16 protein-coding genes and 1 pseudogene are annotated in these 19413 nt (G+C 59.0%); 12 read left to right on the top strand and 5 right to left on the bottom strand.

Going from position 1 to position 19413, the window contains the following annotated elements; genetic code table 11:
• Window positions 1-117: 117 nt before the first annotated feature.
• Together ACSQ16_RS18715 and ACSQ16_RS18710 are read left to right on the top strand one after the other, a co-directional pair.
• The gene (locus ACSQ16_RS18715; RefSeq protein WP_243261916.1) at window positions 118-423 is read left to right on the top strand and encodes a DUF883 family protein; all 306 of its coding nucleotides are present in this window, start codon (window positions 118-120) and stop codon (window positions 421-423) included.
• 60 nt (window positions 424-483) lie between these two features.
• Window positions 484-774: a hypothetical protein gene (locus tag ACSQ16_RS18710; protein WP_243261917.1), complete on the top strand. Its 291-nt coding sequence runs from the start codon at window positions 484-486 to the stop codon at window positions 772-774.
• On the opposite strand, the gene ACSQ16_RS18705 is transcribed toward ACSQ16_RS18710, so the two are convergent.
• Complete coding sequence (locus tag ACSQ16_RS18705; protein ID WP_243261918.1) at window positions 725-1096, bottom strand: hypothetical protein; 372 nt, start codon at window positions 1094-1096, stop codon at window positions 725-727. The two genes, ACSQ16_RS18710 and ACSQ16_RS18705, sit on opposite strands and share 50 nt — an antisense overlap.
• 88 nt (window positions 1097-1184) lie before the next feature.
• On the opposite strand from ACSQ16_RS18705, the pseudogene ACSQ16_RS18700 reads away from it, so the two are divergent.
• Window positions 1185-1913: pseudogene (locus ACSQ16_RS18700) on the top strand (Crp/Fnr family transcriptional regulator).
• Between the two features lie 6 nt (window positions 1914-1919).
• Here the strand turns inward: ACSQ16_RS18700 and ACSQ16_RS18695 are convergent.
• The 3 genes from ACSQ16_RS18695 to ACSQ16_RS18685 form a co-directional block, all read right to left on the bottom strand.
• Window positions 1920-2855 carry a YihY/virulence factor BrkB family protein gene (locus ACSQ16_RS18695; RefSeq protein ID WP_167360235.1) on the bottom strand — a complete coding sequence of 312 codons (936 nt, stop codon included), beginning with the start codon at window positions 2853-2855 and terminating at the stop codon, window positions 1920-1922.
• Window positions 2856-2897: 42 nt separating this feature from the next.
• A complete protein-coding gene (locus ACSQ16_RS18690) occupies window positions 2898-3737 on the bottom strand; it encodes a formate/nitrite transporter family protein (protein ID WP_243261921.1) in 840 nt (279 codons plus the stop codon).
• Between the two features lie 190 nt (window positions 3738-3927).
• Window positions 3928-5190, bottom strand: a complete 1263-nt coding sequence (locus ACSQ16_RS18685; protein ID WP_243261922.1) for an Hsp70 family protein — start codon at window positions 5188-5190, stop codon at window positions 3928-3930.
• Between the two features lie 158 nt (window positions 5191-5348).
• Between ACSQ16_RS18685 and ACSQ16_RS18680 the strand changes: the two genes are divergently transcribed.
• Window positions 5349-6833, top strand: coding sequence for an ABC transporter substrate-binding protein (locus ACSQ16_RS18680; RefSeq protein WP_243261923.1), 1485 nt, complete (start codon window positions 5349-5351; stop codon window positions 6831-6833).
• A gap of 74 nt (window positions 6834-6907) precedes the next feature.
• Here the strand turns inward: ACSQ16_RS18680 and ACSQ16_RS18675 are convergent, their stop codons facing one another.
• Window positions 6908-7345, bottom strand: a complete 438-nt coding sequence (locus tag ACSQ16_RS18675) for an HdeA/HdeB family chaperone (protein ID WP_093927666.1) — start codon at window positions 7343-7345, stop codon at window positions 6908-6910.
• A gap of 252 nt (window positions 7346-7597) precedes the next feature.
• On the opposite strand from ACSQ16_RS18675, the gene ACSQ16_RS18670 reads away from it, so the two are divergent.
• The 8 genes from ACSQ16_RS18670 to ACSQ16_RS18635 all read left to right on the top strand — a co-directional run bounded on the left by ACSQ16_RS18670 (window position 7598) and on the right by ACSQ16_RS18635 (window position 19400).
• A complete protein-coding gene (locus tag ACSQ16_RS18670; protein WP_093927667.1) occupies window positions 7598-8545 on the top strand; it encodes an ABC transporter permease in 948 nt (315 codons plus the stop codon).
• A complete protein-coding gene (locus tag ACSQ16_RS18665; RefSeq protein WP_243261924.1) occupies window positions 8542-9357 on the top strand; it encodes an ABC transporter permease in 816 nt (271 codons plus the stop codon). Before ACSQ16_RS18670 ends, ACSQ16_RS18665 begins: the two co-directional genes overlap by 4 nt.
• A complete protein-coding gene (locus ACSQ16_RS18660; protein ID WP_243261925.1) occupies window positions 9354-10955 on the top strand; it encodes an ABC transporter ATP-binding protein in 1602 nt (533 codons plus the stop codon). Before ACSQ16_RS18665 ends, ACSQ16_RS18660 begins: the two co-directional genes overlap by 4 nt.
• A gap of 233 nt (window positions 10956-11188) precedes the next feature.
• Complete coding sequence (locus ACSQ16_RS18655; protein WP_243261926.1) at window positions 11189-12148, top strand: TAXI family TRAP transporter solute-binding subunit; 960 nt, start codon at window positions 11189-11191, stop codon at window positions 12146-12148.
• 102 nt (window positions 12149-12250) lie between these two features.
• Window positions 12251-15004: a TRAP transporter permease gene (locus tag ACSQ16_RS18650; RefSeq protein ID WP_243261927.1), complete on the top strand. Its 2754-nt coding sequence runs from the start codon at window positions 12251-12253 to the stop codon at window positions 15002-15004.
• A 12-nt stretch (window positions 15005-15016) separates the two neighbouring features.
• Window positions 15017-15448 (top strand): universal stress protein, encoded by a 432-nt coding sequence (locus ACSQ16_RS18645; RefSeq protein ID WP_243261928.1) that lies wholly within the window; start codon window positions 15017-15019, stop codon window positions 15446-15448.
• Between the two features lie 67 nt (window positions 15449-15515).
• Window positions 15516-16598, top strand: coding sequence for a carbon-nitrogen hydrolase family protein (locus ACSQ16_RS18640; RefSeq protein ID WP_243261930.1), 1083 nt, complete (start codon window positions 15516-15518; stop codon window positions 16596-16598).
• A 66-nt stretch (window positions 16599-16664) separates the two neighbouring features.
• Window positions 16665-19400, top strand: coding sequence for an aminotransferase class I/II-fold pyridoxal phosphate-dependent enzyme (locus ACSQ16_RS18635; RefSeq protein WP_243261932.1), 2736 nt, complete (start codon window positions 16665-16667; stop codon window positions 19398-19400).
• Window positions 19401-19413 lie beyond the last annotated feature (13 nt).

Here is a 19413-nt window from a genome sequence, read left to right as displayed (position 1 = left end):
GGCTCGATCCTGGCCCGCATCATATATTTGGTTTCCTGCGCATATTACGCTGCGCGGGGAACCTTTGCATCCGGCCCTCAAGCCGCCTACCATCACTCAACCACTCAGGAGGCCCCCATGGCCAAGACCCCGACGACAGCCGCCAAAGAGGTTACCATCGACGATCTGTCCAGCCAGATCGCGCTCCTCAAGAACGATATTGCATCATTGACCGAGACCTTGGGCGAATACGGCAAAGCCAAATCCAAAGAGATGCGCGACAACGCCCGCACTGCGGCCAACGATTTTGCCGACACGGGCCGCCTAAAGGCCATGGAAGCCCAAAAACAGGCCGAAGAGTTTCTGCAAGCCCAGCCTGGCACCGCATTGGGGATCGCCGCAGGCATCGGTTTCCTAGTTGGTCTTGTGACGGCGCGCCGCTAGATGCTTTCCGCGGTGATGCAACACCTGCGCGGGTCTGCACGGCGCGCAGCACGAACTGCCATGTTGAGCGCAGGTGCCGCGATCCTGCTACTGATCGGGCTGTTGTTCTTGACGCTTGCCGCGTGGTTGTACCTTGTCACCGTCACCACAGCGATGACGGCTGCGCTGATCCTCGGCGCGGCATACTTTGGCGTTGGCTTTCTACTGCTTGCACTGGCCGGATCAGACGGCAGCGCACCCCGCCACGCCCCTGATCAAGGGGAGCCAGCCGCGTCTGAACATGACGGGCTGAAAAATCTGGTTATGGCATTTCTGGCTGGCATAACCGCTGGTCAGAAAGCGCGGCGTTAACCGCGTTTACTAAGGTTCCGCTGGAGAACGGTCGCAGGATAAACCGTGGGTGATCCGTCGCCTCAGGCAGGCGCGGCAGATCATTCAAGATACAGATGATCGGGAACCACTCCTGTAGGTTGCGCAATTCCGGGAGGTATTGATGCAGTTGCTCCTGTCTCAACGAGAGTACGGCAAACTGCGTCTCGCTGATGTTCTCAACCAGTCGGCCGATGTCGAAAGTTTCTAATACGCCGATTTCCGATTGCGGAAAGGCCGTAGAAAGCGTTTCATTTATGTCTGAACAGACCAATGGGTCCGGTTCGTAGATCAAGATCGACATGGTCTTCCCCCGGTGGGCAAAAGACACGATTTAAGGAAAGCGTCGGAGGGGCGCATTAAACTAGGACATAAGAGAGCAATTTTATAAAATGACGACCCAATGCCGCTATTGCCCTCTTCAACGCAAAGATGCCTTCCTGCCGATGTCAAAAGAAGAGCTGAGCTTCATGGAGAAGTTCAAGTCTGGTGAGTTGACCGTCGAGCCGGGCACGCCGATCTTGTTAGAGGGGTCAAACTCACCCCAACTTTATACCGCGCTTACCGGTATGGGCATCCGTGACAAGACGTTGGAAAACGGCAGCCGTCAGGTGATTAGTTTTGTTTTCCCCTGAGATTTCATTGGGTTGCAAGCGGGCATAATGGGCGAAATGGGTCATTCGGTAGAGGCCCGAACGCATATGCGGTTATGTGTCTTTAAGCGCAGTGAATTTTGGAATTTCTTCAAATCTCACCCTGAACGCGCATTTGACATCACATGGCTCGCCGCGATCGAAGAGCATTTTATGGGCGAAGTCTTGGCCACCATCGGCCAGCGCACCGCGATACAGGCCATCGCATGGGCCATGGTTAAGATTTTTGAGCGGGGCAAGTCGCTGGGCATGGTCACCCAAAATCAGATGCCGCTGCCCTATTCACAGCGCGACCTTGCCGATGCGCTTGGCCTATCGGTGGTGCATACGAATAAGACGCTCGCCGCGCTCAAAGAACGTCAGTTGCTTTCATGGTCTGACCGTGTGCTGCAAATCAACAACCTTGAAGCGCTGGCTGAAAAGGGAATGACAACCCTTGAGGGGCGGCAAAAACGCCCGCTGTTGTAAGCCCATTTAGTCGTTGGTCACGTCGATATAGGTATCCGCCGCTTCGGCCCCGCGCCGCCCGCGTGGCTTGGCTGCGCCGATAGTGCTGTCAGATCGCGTACGCCGCTCAACCTGCGCGTTCAGCGCGGCCCCAAATAGGATCAGAAAACTGCTGATCCAAAGCCAAATAAGCATCGCAATAACGGCACCGATAGAGCCATAGACCTGATTGTAGTTGCCAAAATTGGCCACATAGTAAGAAAAGCCGATAGAGACGATAGCCCATGACAGCACCGCAAGGATCGCCCCGCTGCTGAGCCATGGCAACCGGGCTGCGCGTCGGTTCGGGCCAAAGCGGTACAGCACGCCAACCCCGGCAAAAAGCACCACGGTCGCCACAGTCCAACGGAGTAGATCAGCCACGACATTGCCAAAGGGGCCTAGGGGTATAAAGGCAAGTATGATCGGCGCAATCACAACGGCCAACAGCGCCACAATCCCAACTGCAACAAGGCTAACTGTCAGCAGCAGCGCATGCAGGTAATGTTTAGCCGTATTACGATTGCGTTCATTATAGACGGAGTTCAGCCCGATCACCATCGCGCCGACCCCCGCCCGCGCCGACCACAGCGCAACCAGCAAGGATGCGATACCCGCCCAACCCAGCGTATCGGCCCGCGCGGTAACCAGCCCGGTCACCTGCGTATTAATGATGTCGTAAACATCATCGGGCAGCAGCCCGCGCACGTCTTCCAACTGCGCCACAACGACCACCGGATCAGATATCAACCCGAGCAGGGCAATCAAAGCGGCCAGCGCTGGAAACAGCGACAGCATGGCGAAAAAAGCCACCCCAGCCGAGATCAAAGCAAGGTTTTCGTCCGCCGCCTGCTTGAGGCTTGCCTTAAAGGCATCCCAATAGATCGCCGGTCGGGTTGGGGGACTGCGCAGCACCAAGGCCATTCCTTTCGATCCGATCCCGGCACAAACCGGTACCGTGTAACTTTACTCAACATCGTCGCGGACCTGACCCCAAGCAACAAGGGTAAAGACCAACGTGCCGCCGATGATGTTGCCAACAAGCACCGGCAGGAAGAAGCCAAAGAGCGCCTGACTGAATCCCAAACCGCCATGCAGCATCAGCGCTGCCATCTCGACCGAGCCCGCAACGATATGGGTGAAATCCCCCGCCGCGATGAGCCAAGTAAAGGTAAGGATCAGGAAAAACGCCGCCTCATCGGCTTCGGGCAACATCCAAACGATCAGCGCGACAATCACCCCTGCAGGAATAGCGCGCCAAAATCCCTCTGACGGGGGCATGCCGGTCGCATGTTCCGATAGGCTTATAATGGCAGGTAGGATCTCGGCGGGAATGGCGGGCGTATAAATGAACAGCGCCGCGGCTGCAAAAGCACCGATCACATTGGCCCCCAAAACCACGCCCCACAGCCGCAGGAGGCTGCCAAAAACCTGCCAACTGCGTTCCTGCATCAGAGGCAAAACGGTGGTGATCGTGTTTTCGGTAAACAACTGCATCCGGCCCATGATGACCGCGATGAAACCCAGCGAATAACCAAGGTTCTCCAAAAGGAAACGCCAGCTAGCGTCCGGCAGATAGGTCCGAAAGATCGCTTCACCCAAGACCGAAAGACTGATCAGCATCCCTGCCGAGATCCCCGACCAGATCAGCGACCGGTTGGTGCGGTTCAACTCATCCCGACCTTCGCGCCGGATCACCTCATAGATCAGTTTAGGCGAAAGCGCCGCCGCTTCACTGACAGAGCGTTCTTCGGCTTCTTCCTGCACGGCGGAAGTGGGGGGCTTTTTTTGGATCAATGGGGCCATCAGTGGTTTCCTGAAAATCATGGACATCATGAACATAGCCCGCCGCCGCTTCACGCACAGTAAAAAGCCAATTCTACCCAGTTCGCACAGTTGTTTCGCGCCCTGTCATAACTGTCAGCTGCGCCGCGCCCTCATCTTCATCCTTTCCTAAATACCGTCTGCCCTATCTATTTGGCAAAACCGCATGCGTTCATCTCCGCCCAGCCTGCGCACTGCTCAACGCCAACCCTTCCACAATCGCTGTCAATGCCGCCCCCCGGTGCAACTCCGCACGCGGGAAGCGCGCGCGCAGGGCGGCCTCGACAACCTCCATCAAGCTTGAACCACCGACAAAGATCAGCCGATCCACCGCTGCGGGCTCAATCCCCGCGTGGTTCAATGTGGCTACAGCCGCGGTTCCGATTTGTTCGGCCAGCTTGGAAAGCCGCTTCCGCATCCAGTCACGGGGCAACGGAAGCGTGGCGCGGGGTTTTAGCATCGACACGTCAATCACCGGGTCCGCGTCCCCTTCGGCACCTGCGCCATTGGCCCGGATCTTGCCTGCTTCAACGGCGAAAGCAAGATCATGACCAAGCTCTTCTTCAAGCACTTTAATCAGCCGGGCCAAGCGTTTGGGGTGTTCGGCGAACTTATGTAACTCTGCGGCTGCCTTGCGGGTATCGGGGCCGTAAAGAAACGGAATTTTCGCCCAAGTCGCCAAGTCATTAAAGATCGCATTCGGTGCAAGATGAGTGTCGCCGCCAAAGGCATGACGGATTTCGCTGCCCATGCCCAATTGCGGCATCACCCGACCAATAGACAGGGACCGATCAAAGTCCGTCCCGCCAAGGCGGATGCCGTGACTGCCCAGAATGTCGATCCCCTCATTGCCACGCTGCCGAAACAGGGTGAAATCCGATGTGCCGCCGCCAATATCGACCACCAGCCCCAGATCGCCCGGTTGCAAGGCCGCGCGGTTGGCAAGCGCTGCGGCTTCTGGTTCGTTCATGAAATCCACACGGTCAAAACCCGCTCGACCATAGGCTTCACGCAAATCTGTCAGCGCTTGGGCATCGCGCGCGTCGTCAGCAGAGTGAAAGCGCACCGGACGGCCCGAAAGTGCGGCATCAAACTGCACGCCCGTTGCCGCTTCGGCCTGTGACTTCACCCGCGCTAGAAAGCGCGCGACAATGTCAATGAAATCAAGCCGCTCGCCCAACAGCACCCGGCGTTCGCGCATGAGCCTTGTGCCCAGCAGGCTTTTCAATCCGCGCATATAGCGCCCCTCGGACCCGGCAAGCAGCGCGTCTGACGCGGCGGCGCCAATGCGCATTTCTTTCGCCTCGAAATCGAAAAAGACCGCTGTCGGCAGGGTCTGAGCCTCGGCCTCCAGTGCAATCAGTTGCGGTGTTCCATCAACGGCAATACCCGCAGCGGTGTTGGACGTCCCAAAATCGATCCCCAGCGTGGCCATGGCATTCTCCTACTGCCCTTATCACAGCCGATCCGGTGCGCGGCGCCTGTGCAAAGCACCCGCGATACCCTTACCACGCGTGCTTGGCAACGAGTGCTGGCGTGCCGCGCGGCTTTTGGCTAGCCTCCGAGAAAAATACACCAATATGGGAGAACTTTATGAACCGTTTGAACCGCTTGATGACCGGGGTGGCCACCGCTGCGCTGGTCGTTGCCGCCACAGGGGCGCTGGCTAAGGACGATATCACCGTTGCCTTGCAGCTAGAGCCACCGCACCTTGATCCGACCTCTGCCGCCGCCGGGGCGATCGACTCGGTGCTTTATACCAATGTCTTTGAGGGGCTAACACGATTCATGGGCGACGGGTCTGTCGTACCGGGTTTGGCGGCCTCTTGGGAGATTTCCGAAGACGGGTTGACCTATACGTTCAAGCTGCGTGAGGGCGTAACCTTTCATGATGGCACCACGATGGATGCCGAAGATGTTAAGTTCACCCTCGACCGGATCAACGCCGAAGACAGCGCCAACGCGCAAAAGGCACTCTATTCCGCGATCTCTGAGGTCACTGTTGTCGAGCCGCAGACCGTTGAGGTTAAGCTGAGCGAACCCAATGGCAACCTGCTGTTCAACCTTGCGTGGGGCGATGCGGTGATCGTGGCGCCAGAATCCGTTGAGACGATCAAACAAACCCCGATCGGCACCGGCGCATTCAAGTTCGACGAATGGCGTCAGGGCGACAAAATTACCTTGTCACGCTATGATGCCTATTGGGGGGACGCGCCCGCATTGGCCAGTGCGACCTTCAAGTTCATTTCAGACCCGACAGCGGCCTTTGCGTCTGTCATGGCCGAAGATGTCGACGTTTTTGCCGGTTTTCCTGCGCCCGAGAACATTCCCCAGTTCGAAGCTGACCCGCGCTTTCAGGTGCTCATCGGCTCGACCGAAGGCGAAACGATCCTGTCGATCAACAACCAGCGTGAACCCTTTGACAATGTCAAAGTCCGCGCGGCCGTGGCTCATGCGATTGACCGTCAAGCGATCATCGACGGGGCGATGTTTGGTTATGGCACGCCGATCGGCACACATTTTGCCCCCCATAACCCCGATTACATCGACCTGACCGAGATGAGCGAATATGATCCGGAGAAGTCCAAGGCGTTGCTTGCCGAAGCTGGGTTCCCTGATGGGTTTGAGACGACACTGCACCTGCCACCCCCATCCTATGCCCGCCGAGGAGGGGAGATCATCGCTGCGCAATTGGCCCAAGTTGGCATTAAGGCGCAGATCACCAATGTCGAATGGGCACAGTGGTTAGAGACAGTTTTCAAGGGCAAGGATTTCGGCCTGTCGATCGTCAGCCATACAGAGCCGATGGATATCAACATCTATGCCAACCCAGACTATTACTTTCAGTATGACAATGCCGAGGTTCAATCTTTGATTGCGGAGTTTAACCAGACCGCAGATCCCGCCGCACGGAGCGAGATGCTGGCAAAAGCACAGCAGATCATCGCAGAGGATTATGTGAATGGCTTCCTGTTTCAGCTGGCGTTCCCGACGATCGCCAAGGCGGGCGTTCAGGGCCTTTGGGTAAACGCGCCGACACAGGCGACGGACCTAAGCGGTGTAAGCTGGGCGGAATAACCTCCAAGACGACCTTTAGGAAACGCAAAAGGGCGCGCTGTAAAGCGCGCCCTTTATACTAAAAGCGGTGACTATTAGTCTTTGCCGCGCAGGCCAGCTGCTGCTTCGCTAACCAATGCGTCGGGGTTCTGGTTACAGACGACTACGAAGTCTTCCATTTCCTGTTCCATGTCGGTGTCAGCCATCTCATCGGCTTCTTCCGAATCTTCGACAGCTTTAGTGTTGTCGATCAGGGAATCTTCGGTTTCTTCAGAGTCAGTCGCCTCTTCGGCCGTGATGTCGCTAGGCTCGGAACCGTCGTTTTTGGTTTCCGTAATCATCGAACCTTCGTGGCCGCCATCTTCCAGCTCGGCGATTGCCATGGAAGCAACTTCCATTTTCTCGTCGGCGCTAAGCTCTTGGTACTGAGCGCATGTCATGGTTGCCATGTCCATGTGCGCAGCGGCGAATGCGGGTGCAGAAACGGTGCCCAGAAGGCCAGCGATCGCAAGTGTTTTCAAAGTCGTTTTCATTTTTAATCTCCAGTTTCCTCTGTTCTCCCGAAGACAACCCTGCATAGCGGATATGGTTCCGGTGCATATCGGACTGAGTGACAGATAACGTGGCATTTTATGATCTAAGTATTTGAAAAAAATTAAAAAATAAATCTTTAACATCGGCTTCAGTCCCTCACCTTGCTAAAGTTCATACAATATTCACTTTTGCCCACGCAAACCGGCCATGGGCTCTGGACCCTCCCGACCGCGCCGCCTAACCTAGGCGCTATGTTGCGCTACGCGTTAAAAAGATTTCTTTCCCTGCTCATCAGTCTCGCGGTCGCGTCGCTGGTGATTTTTGTGGTTATTGAGGTCGCCCCAGGCGATCCGGCTTCGTTCATGCTGGGTCTTAATGCCCAGCCCGAAACATTGGCCGCCTTGCGCAGTGAGCTCGGTCTCGATCAATCCCGACCCGAGCGTTACATCGAATGGGTCGGTGGGATGCTGCAGGGCGATTTCGGCACTTCTTACACCTATCGAACTCCGGTGACAGAGATGATTGGTGATAGGCTTTGGGTCTCTGTGCCTTTGGCGCTTTATGCGCTTTTCCTTTCCGTCGTCGTTGCCTTTCCTGCGGGTATCTATGCCGCATCCCGCCGGGGCCGGGCGGGTGACATCGGTGTAATGGGCGCGACGCAGTTGGGCGTGGCGGTGCCGAACTTTTGGTTCGCCATGATCCTCGTGCTGATCTTTTCGATCAATCTGCGCTGGTTTTCGGCGGGTGGCTTCGTCGGCTGGGACAAGGGGCTTTTTGCCGGGTTGCACGCGCTGACCCTGCCTGCCATTGCGCTTGCCTTGCCACAGGCGGCGATCCTCGCGCGGGTCATGCGCTCGGCCCTGTTGGATGTTCTGGGCGAAGATTTCATGCGCACCGCGCGGGCCAAGGGGCTGACCGCGCGGCAGGCGCTTTGGCGGCACGGGCTGCGCAATGCACTGATCCCGGTGCTGACGATCATCGGCCTGCAGTTCTCTTTCCTGTTGGCCGGGTCGATCATTATCGAGCAGGTCTTTTACCTGCCGGGCCTTGGGCGGCTGGTGTTTCAGTCGATCTCGGCGCGGGATCTGATCGTGGTCGAGTCGGTGGTGATGCTCTTGGTCTTTTCGGTGATCTTGGTGAATTTCCTTGTCGATCTGGCCTATGCCGCCGTTGATCCCCGGCTGAGGGCCCGCACATGAACCGCAACTTGATCCTTGGCGCTGCGCTCACCTCGGTCTTTCTGCTGGCCGCGCTGATCTCCTTTGTCTGGACGCCCTATGACTATGCCGGGATCGACATCGCCAATAAACTGCACAGCCCTTCGCTGGCCCATCCCATGGGCACAGATCACTTTGGCCGCGATATCCTCAGCATGATTATGGTCGGCGCGCGCACCTCAATCGCCGTGGCGTTGGTGGCGGTGGGCATTGGCATGGGCGCGGGCGTGCCGCTGGGGCTTTGGGCCGCAGCGCGGCGCGGGAGCCTTGTGGATGAGGTCATCATGCGCGGCAATGATCTGGTCTTTGCATTTCCGGCCATCGTTATCGCCATTCTGATCACGGCGGTCTTTGGCGCCGGGGCGATCAACGCGATCATCGCCATCGGCATCTTCAACATCCCGGTCTTCGCCCGGATCACACGCGGGGCGGCGCTGTCGCTGTGGCAGCGCGAGTTCATCATGGCGGCCCGCGTGGCGGGCAAATCCGCCGCGCGGATCTCGTTCGAGCATATCTTGCCCAACGTTGCCAATCTGCTGATCGTGCAGGGGACCATTCAGTTCTCTCTCGGCATCCTCGCCGAGGCGGGGCTGAGCTATGTCGGTCTCGGTGCGCAGCCGCCGGTGCCGTCATGGGGCCGGATGCTGGCCGATGCGCAAACCATGGTCAGTATCGCGCCGCATATGGCCTTGATGCCGGGTTTCGCGATCATCCTGACGGTGCTGGGGCTGAACTTGATGGGCGACGGGCTGCGTGACCTGCTTGATCCCCGCCTGAGGGTGGCACGCACATGACGCTTCTGACCGTTTCCAATCTTTCGCTGTCGATCCACGGGCTGCGCATCCTCGACGGGGTGACCTTTTCTGTCGCGCCGGGGGAGATCGTGGCCGTGACCGGGGAAAGTGGCTCGGGCAAGTCGATGACCGCGCTGGCGGCGATGCAGCTGCTGCCCAAGGGGGCGACAACCACCGGGCATATCATGCTGGGTGACGACGATCTGACCCAGATGGACGAGGCGGCGCTCTGTGGTATGCGCGGCAATGACATCGGCATGGTGTTCCAAGAGCCGATGACCGCGCTGAACCCGGTGCAGACCATCGGTCGCCAAGTGGCCGAAACCATCCGCGTGCATGAGCCAAGCGTGTCGCGGGCCGAGGCCGAGGCACGCGCCGCCGATACGCTCACCCGCGTCGGCCTGCCCCAAGACCGCTTCCCCCTGTCGCGCTATCCGCATGAGTTGAGCGGCGGGCAGCGCCAGCGGGTGGTGATCGCCATCGCCATCGCCTTGCGCCCCCGCCTGCTGATCGCGGATGAGCCGACCACGGCGTTGGATGTGACCACACAGGCACAAATCCTTACCCTGCTGACCCGGTTGGCGCGGGAAGACGGTATGGGGCTGTTGATGATTACCCATGACCTTGCCGTCGTGGCGGATATGGCCGACCGGATCATCGTCATGCGCAAGGGGCAGATCGTCGAACAGGGGGAGACGCAAGCCCTGCTGCACAACATGCAGCATCCTTACACCAAGATGCTTTTCGACGCCTCCCGCCATGAGGTGAACCTGACCGCCGCGCCCGCGCCCGTACCGCTGTTGGAGGTCAAAGGCGTCTGCCGCGATTACCATTTGCCGCGCAAGACGCTTTTCGGCGCGCCCGGCACATTCCGCGCGGTGGACAACCTCAGCTTTACCCTGAACCGGGGGGAGCGGTTGGGCTTGGTGGGGGAATCCGGTTGCGGAAAATCGACCCTGACGCGGGCGATTTTGGGTCTGGAACAGGTGCAAAAGGGCAGCATCACCGTCGATGGTCAGCCCGTCTTCACCGGGACCAAGCCGAACCTTGCCGTGCGCCGCAAGATGCAGGTGGTGTTCCAAGACCCTTTTGGCAGCTTCAATCCGCGCCACCGCGTTGATCGGTTGGTGACCGAGCCTTTCCACCTGCTCGACAGCGCGCCGCAGGGGGCGGAGCGGACCCGCGCGATTGACGAGGCGCTGACCGCCGTGGGGCTGCGCCCCGCAGATGCGCGCAAATACATTCACGAATTCTCGGGCGGGCAGCGCCAGCGGATCGCCATCGCCCGCGCGCTGATTATCCGGCCAGAGTTAATCCTTTTTGATGAGGCGGTCAGCGCGCTGGATGTCTCGGTCCGGGCGCAGATCCTTGATCTGCTGGCCGAGCTTTGCAGCCATTATGACCTGACTTACCTTTTCATCTCGCATGACCTGTCGGTGGTGCGCACGGTGACAGATCGCGTGCTGGTGATGCAGTCCGGCAGGATCGTAGAGGCCGGAGAGACCGCGCAGGTCTTTGACGCGCCGCAGCACGCCTATACCAAATCGCTGATCGCCGCTGCCCCGGTTTTGCCGGACCTGTCCCAGTCCGTAGGCTAGGCTTTTGCACCTTGATTGCAGCGTGTCGGTCAGTTGCATTGATCGCGATGGCAATCCGACCTAACCTGAATTCGGGGATTCCCGCCACAAGGGCATGTCTGCATGCGGTCTGAACGGCGTGTGTAAAATTTCCTAGCCCAGTCAATTGCCTGAAGGCTGCGGCGCTCTACTTGTGAATGCAATGGGGTCCACCTAAAGGGTGGTCCGCCAAATATAACAATGGGAGACATCTTATGAAAATGTTCAAAATGCTCGCGATGACCGGTGCCATGGTGGCCGGCACTGCGGCCATGGCTCAGGAAAAATTCATCACCATCGGCACCGGTGGCCAGACGGGCGTTTATTTTGTCGTCGGTCAGTCGATCTGCCGTCTGGTGAACCGCGGCACAGCGGACCACAACCTGAAATGCACCGCGCCGTCGACCGGCGGGTCCATCGCCAACATCAATGCGATCAAAGCAGGCGACATGGATATGGGCGTTGCACAGTCTGACTGGCAGTTCCACGCTTACAACGGTTCTTCGCAGTTCGAAGGTGACAAGTTCGACAACCTGCGCGCGGTCTTCTCCGTACATGGTGAGCCGTTTAACGTCATCGCCCGTGCCGACAGCGGCATCGAGTCCTTTGACGACCTCAAAGGCAAGCGCGTCAACATCGGCAACCCCGGTTCCGGTCAGCGCGCCACCATGGAAGTCGTGATGGACGCCAAGGGCTGGACGCTGGACGATTTCGCACTGGCGTCCGAACTGAAGCCGGCCGAGCAGGCCGCCGCACTGGGCGACAACAAAGTGGATGCGATCATCTACACCGTTGGTCACCCGAATGGTTCGATCCAAGAAGCCGTTTCGACCATCGACGCCAAGCTGATCCCCGTAGACGGTGACGCGATCCAAGGTCTGATCGACGACAACCCTTACTACGCCGAGGCCACCGTGCCGGGCGGCATGTACAAGGGCACCGACGAAGACGTGAAAACCTTTGGCGTGAAAGCGACATTCGTCACATCCGCCGATGTGGATGACGATGTGGTCTATCAGGTCGTCAAAGCCGTCTTTGACAACTTCGACCGTTTCAAGCGTCTGCACCCGGCGTTTGAGAATCTGACCCAAGAAGAGATGATCTCGGGCGGTCTGTCTGCTCCGCTGCACTCCGGTGCAGAGAAGTATTACAAAGAGCAAGGTTGGATCGAGTAATCTTCGCGTGACATGATAGCTCTGGCGGCGGTACGCTGCCGTCAGAGACCCGAAAAAACAATATGCGCATCCATCCTAAGGTGGAGCCGACAGGGGGACGATATGTCTGAGAAGGACCAGCAACAGGCGGCGGCTGTCGAAACCGCCGCAACCGGTGACCGGGGCGGATTGAGCCAGGCGGAACTGGACGAACTTGTCGCTTCTTCTGATACGGGCGGCCGTGCTGTCAGCGGGCTGATGGGCACCTTGCTGCTGTTGGTGGCATTGGCTTGGTCCCTGTTCCAACTCTATATCGCGTCACCTATTGGTCTGTTCAACGATACGCTGGCCCGTTCCATTCACTTGGGCTTTGCCGTATTCCTTGGCATCATGGTGTTCCCGGCCACGCGCACCAGCTTTCAGGTGGCGCTTGGCGTCATTGTTCCTGCCGTTCTGGCCGCACTCTTTATGGTCAGCACCAAGGATTCGACCGCCGTTTGGTGGATCCCGATCCCCGCAGCCTTTGTCATTGCCACGGTGCTCCTCGGCTCCCCGAAGAACCGCATTCCGATCTGGGAATGGGCCTTGGCCATCGTCGGCACCTTTTGCGCACTATATCTTTTTATCTTCTACCGCGAGATTGCCAACCGCGTCGGCGCGCCGATCCTACCTGACTATATCGCCGGGGTTACCGGACTGTTAATTCTGCTTGAAGCCACCCGTCGCGCGCTTGGTCCCGCGCTGATGATCGTGGCGAGCCTGTTTTTGTTCTACACCGTGCTTGGGCCTCAAATGCCCAGCATCATCGCGCATAAAGGCAACAGCCTGAGCGAGATCGTAAACCACCAGTGGATCACCACTGAAGGCGTCTTTGGCATCGCGCTTGGCGTCTCGACTTCTTTCGTGTTCCTTTTCGTATTGTTCGGTTCGCTGCTCGACCGGGCGGGCGCGGGTAACTATTTTATCCAAGTTGCCTTCAGCCTCATGGGCCATATGCGTGGCGGTCCGGCGAAGGCAGCGGTTGTCGCCTCGGCGATGACCGGACTGATTTCTGGCTCCTCCATCGCCAACGTTGTCACCACCGGCACCTTTACCATTCCGCTGATGAAGAAGGTCGGCTTTAGCTCGGAAAAAGCGGGCGCGGTCGAGGTGGCATCGTCGGTCAACGGGCAGATCATGCCACCCGTCATGGGCGCTGCGGCCTTCTTGATGGTCGAATATGTCGGCATCCCCTATTTCGACGTGGTTAAACACGCCTTTCTGCCTGCGGTGATTTCCTACATCGCGCTGGTCTACATCGTGCATCTTGAAGCGATGAAGGCCGGGATGCAGGGTTTGCCGCGCGCCTATACGCCCAAGCCGCTGGTGCAGCAGTTGATCGGCATCGCCTTTGCGATCATCGCGATCTGCGCGCTGTCCTTTGCCGTCTATTACCTGATGGGCTGGATCCGCCCGGCCTTCCCTGAGACGGCGGGATATATCATCTTTGTCTTCCTCACGGCGGTCTATGTCGGCTTGCTTTATGTGGCGAGTAAAGAAGAACCGCTCAAGTTGGACGATCCCAATGCTGAGGTGACATCGCTGCCGATGCCCGGGCCGACCGCGCGGTCGGGGCTGCATTTCATCCTGCCCGTGGTCGTGCTGGTCTGGGCGCTGATGGTTGATCGCCTGTCCCCCGGCCTCTCGGCCTTCTGGGCTGCGGCTTATATGATTTTTATCCTGCTGACACAGCGCCCGTTGATGGCGATGTTCCGTGGCGAAAGCCAGTTCGTGAACGACGTGAAAGCGGGTGTGCTTGACCTGATCGACGGTCTGGTCACCGGTGCCCGTAACATGATCGGTATCGGCATCGCCACGGCAACGGCGGGTATCATCGTTGGCGCAGTCAGCCAGACCGGTGTCGGCTCGGCATTGGCGGATGTGGTTGAGGTGCTGTCGGGCGGCAATATTCTTGCCATCCTCTTCCTGACGGCGGTGCTGTCGCTGATCCTTGGCATGGGCTTGCCAACCACAGCCAACTACATCGTCGTGTCGGCGCTACTGGCCCCGGTGATCGTGACGCTGGGCCAGCAGAACGGTCTGATCGTGCCGCTGATCGCGGTGCACCTCTTCGTCTTCTACTTCGGCATCATGGCCGATGTGACCCCGCCGGTGGGGTTGGCGAGTTTCGCCGCCGCCGCCGTGTCGGGCGGTGATCCGATCCGCACTGGCTTGGTCGCCTTCTTCTACTCCCTGCGTACTGCCGCGCTGCCGTTCCTGTTTATCTTCAACACGGAACTGCTGCTGATCGGGGTCAACTGGGGGCAGGGGCTGTTCATCTTTGTCGTGGCAACTGTGGCGATGCTGCTCTTTGCCGCCGCGACCCAAGGCTGGTTTTTGGCCCGTAACCGTTTTTATGAAACCATCGCGCTGCTGCTGATTGCCTTTACCCTGTTCCGTCCGGGCTTTTGGATGGACATGGTCTATCCGCCCTATAGCGAAGAAGCCCCGACAGAAATCGTGCAGGCGGCAGAGGAAACACCGGCGGGCGAACGGCTCCGACTACGGGTGTCGGGCGTGAACGATCTGGGCGATCCGCTGGAGTTCGTGGCGCTGCTGCCGATTGGCGCGGGAGAGACGGGGGCCGAGAAGCTGGAGGCTTCGGGTCTGATGTTCCGCGAGGAAGGCGATAAGATGATCATCGACGATGTGATCTACGACAGTCCCGCGCAATCGGCCGGTCTGGACTGGGATCAAGAAGTGCTGCGCGTACTTAAACCCGTGCCCCAGCCCAGCAAGTATTGGATGTTCATCCCCGCGCTCTTGCTGCTGGCGCTGGTCGTCTTCCTGCAACGGGGCCGTGCTGCGCGCGAAACGCGCAAGCCCGCGACAGCCTGAGGAGGGCGCACCATGTTTGATAATATTCTGCTGACCGTTGACCTGAGCGACCCTAAATCTTGGGAAAAGGCGCTCCCTCAGGCGATTGATATGATCCGCTTGTCCAAAGGCACCTTGCATATCCTCTCTGTCGTGCCGGACATGGGCACGCCGCTGGTCGAAGGGTTTTTCCCCGCCGACTACGAAAAACAGGCCACAGGCCGCGCGGCCAAGGCGCTGGAAAAACTTGTCGAGCGGGAAGTGCCTGATGACGTAAAGGTGAAGCAGCACCTAAAATTCGGCAAGATCCACCGAGAGGCGCTGAAAACGATAAAGAAATCAAACGCCGATCTGGTGGTCATGGGATCTGAGCACCCTGACAGCCTGCGCGAATTCCTCGTCGGCTCCAACGCAGACCGCATTGTGCGCCGTTCGCCTGTTTCCGTTCTGGTCGTGAGGGCGTAAGACACGTGGATCGCGGAGATAAGCAGGGAAATGGTCCATTGCGCCGCGTTGTTCGGAGTATTCACGCATGACCCCCTTCGCGATTGCCGGCGTGCAAATGTACGTCAACGCCCTCCAGCCCAATGTTGAGGGCATGATCCAGCGGCTCGACATCCTGATGGCGCGCTTTCCTTGGACGCAGATGGTCCTGTTCTCCGAATTGGCGCCCTTTGGCCCGCTTGACCGGTTTGCCCTGCCACCCGAGAATGAAACGATTGAGCAGTTCCAGGCGGCTGCCCGGCGGCATCGCGTATGGCTGATCCCCGGCTCGATGTTCCTCAAGCATCCGGAAGATGGGCGGGTCTATAACACCTCCGTCGTCATCAACCCCGAAGGCGAAGTGGTGCGCCGCTATGCCAAGATGTTCCCGTTCCGGCCCTATGAGGCCGGGATCGCGGCAGGCAATGAATTCTGCATCTTCGACGTGCCGGATGTGGGCCGCTTTGGCCTGTCGATCTGCTATGACATGTGGTTCCCCGAGACGACGCGCCAGCTGACCTCTCAGGGTGTCGAAGTGCTATTGCACCCCGTTTTGACCGGCACCACCGATCGCGATGCCGAGCTTGCCATCGCGCGGGCCACGGCGGCGCAGTTCCAGTGCTATATCTTCGACGTGAACGGTCTGGGCGCGGGCGGCGTGGGTAAATCCTGCGTGGTTGATCCGACCTCAATGGTTTTGCACCAGTCGGCAGGCCAAGAAGACATGTTCCCGATTGAGATCGATCTCAACATGGTGCGCCGCCAGCGTGAAACGGGCATGAAAGGCTTGGGCCAACTGCTTAAATCCTTCCGGGACCGCCCGACAGACTTCCCTGTTTATGACCGCGAAAGCGGCGCGGATGCCTTCCTGCACACCCTCGGTCCGCTTGAGATTCCACAGCAGGGCAGCCGCGCGGGTCTGCATGTCGATGTGCCAGCGCAACAGGTGCCTGCCGATATTCCGACCTACAAAGGCAAGAACGGTTTCCCACCCGAGCCGCTAGCCAGCCCCACCGCCGGCACTGCGCCGGAGGTGGCCCAAGCACCGGTACCCGCAGCCCCCGCGGCGGCGATGCCCGATCCACAGACAACGCCCGACACACCCGGGCTGAACGAAAATACCAGCGGCTAGGCCGGGGCGAGGTTCGCGCAAAGCGTGACCTGAAGCATCGGTCGGCCCTCCAGCAGAGGACGACTGATGCATTCTATGAACGACTATTCCTCGGCCATTCAACTGCGGTCGGATCGGTGGAGCGCCCTGCGCGCCGCCACCACCGCCATGGCACGTGACCCCAAGAACAAGGGCGCGGCACAAGGGCGTAAGGAAATTGAGGCGCTGTTCGACTCGCTGGCCCTGATTGAGCCCTATTGGGCCTTCCCGGGGATGAGCGCCTTTGACCATATGCGCCGCCAGTTCGCGCATGGCAATTTCGAGGATCTGGCCTTTGCAGTGAACCGTGTGACCCGTGCGTTGACCACCGGCGCCTATCGCCGCCGCACGATCCCACTGGAACGCGACAGTCTGGATCAGGACGAGCACGACGACGAGGCGATGCTCCCGCCCGAGGCACGGGCGTTGGCGAAACCCTATTTCGAAGTGCTGATCGTCGACAATGTAAGCGAACAGCAAGAGCGCTGGCTGCGCAGCAACGTCACCCGCATGCGCCGCACCGAAGACCCGTTTATCTATGAGGCGGTCGTGGTGCCCAGCCTTGAGGACGCGCTGATTGCGGTGATGTTCAACCACAACATCCAGGCGATTGTGGTGCGTCCGGGGCTGACGCTGAAATCGAAAGTCGATCAGCAGATCCTGACCCGCTACCTTGCCCGCGCGGGGGGGCGCGATGAGATTGATGCGCTGGAACCGGAAAGCTATGGCCCCGAACTCTGCCGCATGATCGCCAAGGTCCGCCCCGAATTGGACGCCTATCTCGTGACCGAACGCTCGGTTGAGGACATCGCCGGGCTTGATCTGGGCATCTGTCGGCGGGTTTTCTACAACCAAGAAGACTTTATGGAGCTGCACCTTAACATCCTGCGCGGGGTACAGGCGCGGAACAAATCGCCCTTCTTCACGGCGTTGGTGGAATACTCCAAACAGCCAACCGGTGTCTTTCACGCCATGCCCATCAGCCGCGGCAAGTCGATCTCGCGCTCGCACTGGATTCAGGACATGGGGGCGTTCTACGGGCCTAACATCTTCCTTGCAGAGACTTCGGCAACCTCCGGCGGCCTCGACAGTCTGCTTGAGCCGCATGGCCCGATCAAAGAGGCGCAGGAACTGGCAAGCCGCGCTTTCGGCTCTAAACAGACGTTTTTCGCCACCAACGGCACCTCGACCTGCAACAAGATCGTCGTGCAGGCGCTGGTTCGGCCCGGCGACATCGTGCTGGTCGACCGAGACTGCCACAAGAGCCACCACTACGGCATGGTGCTGGCCGGCGCGCAGGTCAGCTATCTCGACAGCTACCCGCTGAATGAATACTCGATGTACGGTGCCGTGCCCCTGCGCGAGATCAAGCACCGTTTGCTGGAGTTGAAAGCGGCGGGCAAGCTCGACCGGGTGCGGATGCTCCTGCTGACCAACTGCACCTTTGACGGGCTGGTCTATAACGTTGAGCGGGTGATGGAGGAATGTCTGGCGATCAAGCCTGACCTCATCTTCCTCTGGGACGAGGCATGGTTCGCATTCGCCCGGTTTAGTCCCACATATCGCCAGCGAACGGCGATGAACGCGGCCAATACACTGCGCGAGAAATTCAAGTCTGACGCCCATGCCGACGCCTATGAGGCGCAGCAGAAAACGCTGAAAGACGCGGATGACGAGACCCTACTCAACACCCGGCTGATCCCGCCGCCCCACGCGCGGGTGCGGGCCTATGCCACGCAATCGACCCATAAAACCCTGACATCGCTGCGCCAAGGCTCAATGATCCACGTCAACGATCAGGACTTCAAAGGGGAGGTCGAGCAGAGCTTTCACGAAGCCTATATGACCCACACCTCAACCTCGCCGAACTACCAGATCATCGCTTCACTGGATGTTGGCCGACGGCAGGTGGAACTGGAAGGGTTCGAATTTGTCCAGCGGCAGGTCGAAGCGGCGATGTCCATGCGCCGCGCGATCAGCGAACACGCCCTGCTGCGGAAATATTTCAAAGTGCTCTCCGCCGGCGACATGATCCCCGAACAGCACCGCGAAAGCGGCGTCACCAGCTATTATGACGTAGAGCAGGGCTGGACTGATATGTGGGATTGTTGGGAGCAGGATGAGTTTGTACTCGACGCCACCCGCGTGACCTTGGCCGTTGGCGGCACCGGTTGGGATGGCGATACCTTCAAGACGCAGATCCTGATGGATAAATACGGCATCCAGATCAACAAGACCTCGCGCAATACCGTGTTGTTCATGACCAACATCGGCACCACGCGCTCTTCGGTCGCCTATCTGATCGAAGTGCTGGTAGAGATCGCCAAATCGCTCGACGATCTTTTGGACGATGCCAGCCGGATGGAACGGCTGTCGTTTGACCGGCGTGTGACCAACCTGATGGAAAACTACCCCCCGCTGCCGGATTTCAGTTGCTTCCACGAAGCCTTCCGCGCCGCAGACACGCCTGAGGGGGACATTCGGACGCCCTTCTTCCTCGCCTATGATGAGAAAAACTGTGACTACCTCGACCTGAACGGCTCGCTCCAAGAGGCGATGGACGCGGGCGAGACCGTGGTCTCGGCCAGTTTCATCATTCCCTATCCGCCCGGCTTTCCGATCCTTGTCCCCGGACAGGTCGTCAGTCAGGAAATTCTCGATTTCATGCGTGCTTTGGACGTGAGCGAGATCCACGGATACCGGCCCGATCTGGGCCTGCGCGTCTTTACCGCGGAGGCGCTGAAGCGCGTGCGCCGCAAAGACCTTTCTTCTTCACCCGTTTGACCAAAAGGACCAA

Origin of the sequence: Sulfitobacter sp. SH24, assembly GCF_965641895.1 — a bacterium.
In the GTDB taxonomy this organism is placed as follows: domain Bacteria; phylum Pseudomonadota; class Alphaproteobacteria; order Rhodobacterales; family Rhodobacteraceae; genus Sulfitobacter; species Sulfitobacter dubius.
The sequence above is the reverse complement of the archived record's forward strand: the minus strand, read 5'-3'. Positions and strand labels throughout refer to the sequence as shown.

Excerpts from the sequence above, each read along its gene's own strand:
- ACSQ16_RS18715 (WP_243261916.1), top strand. The coding sequence starts at position 118 with ATGGCCAAGACCCCGACGACAGCCGCCAAAGAGGTTACCATCGACGAT.
- ACSQ16_RS18710 (WP_243261917.1), top strand. The coding sequence starts at position 484 with ATGTTGAGCGCAGGTGCCGCGATCCTGCTACTGATCGGGCTGTTGTTC.
- ACSQ16_RS18705 (WP_243261918.1), bottom strand. The coding sequence starts at position 1,096 with ATGTCGATCTTGATCTACGAACCGGACCCATTGGTCTGTTCAGACATA.
- ACSQ16_RS18695 (WP_167360235.1), bottom strand. The coding sequence starts at position 2,855 with ATGGCCTTGGTGCTGCGCAGTCCCCCAACCCGACCGGCGATCTATTGG.
- ACSQ16_RS18690 (WP_243261921.1), bottom strand. The coding sequence starts at position 3,737 with ATGGCCCCATTGATCCAAAAAAAGCCCCCCACTTCCGCCGTGCAGGAA.
- ACSQ16_RS18685 (WP_243261922.1), bottom strand. The coding sequence starts at position 5,190 with ATGGCCACGCTGGGGATCGATTTTGGGACGTCCAACACCGCTGCGGGT.
- ACSQ16_RS18680 (WP_243261923.1), top strand. The coding sequence starts at position 5,349 with ATGAACCGTTTGAACCGCTTGATGACCGGGGTGGCCACCGCTGCGCTG.
- ACSQ16_RS18675 (WP_093927666.1), bottom strand. The coding sequence starts at position 7,345 with ATGAAAACGACTTTGAAAACACTTGCGATCGCTGGCCTTCTGGGCACC.
- ACSQ16_RS18670 (WP_093927667.1), top strand. The coding sequence starts at position 7,598 with ATGTTGCGCTACGCGTTAAAAAGATTTCTTTCCCTGCTCATCAGTCTC.
- ACSQ16_RS18665 (WP_243261924.1), top strand. The coding sequence starts at position 8,542 with ATGAACCGCAACTTGATCCTTGGCGCTGCGCTCACCTCGGTCTTTCTG.
- ACSQ16_RS18660 (WP_243261925.1), top strand. The coding sequence starts at position 9,354 with ATGACGCTTCTGACCGTTTCCAATCTTTCGCTGTCGATCCACGGGCTG.
- ACSQ16_RS18655 (WP_243261926.1), top strand. The coding sequence starts at position 11,189 with ATGAAAATGTTCAAAATGCTCGCGATGACCGGTGCCATGGTGGCCGGC.
- ACSQ16_RS18650 (WP_243261927.1), top strand. The coding sequence starts at position 12,251 with ATGTCTGAGAAGGACCAGCAACAGGCGGCGGCTGTCGAAACCGCCGCA.
- ACSQ16_RS18645 (WP_243261928.1), top strand. The coding sequence starts at position 15,017 with ATGTTTGATAATATTCTGCTGACCGTTGACCTGAGCGACCCTAAATCT.
- ACSQ16_RS18640 (WP_243261930.1), top strand. The coding sequence starts at position 15,516 with ATGACCCCCTTCGCGATTGCCGGCGTGCAAATGTACGTCAACGCCCTC.
- ACSQ16_RS18635 (WP_243261932.1), top strand. The coding sequence starts at position 16,665 with ATGCATTCTATGAACGACTATTCCTCGGCCATTCAACTGCGGTCGGAT.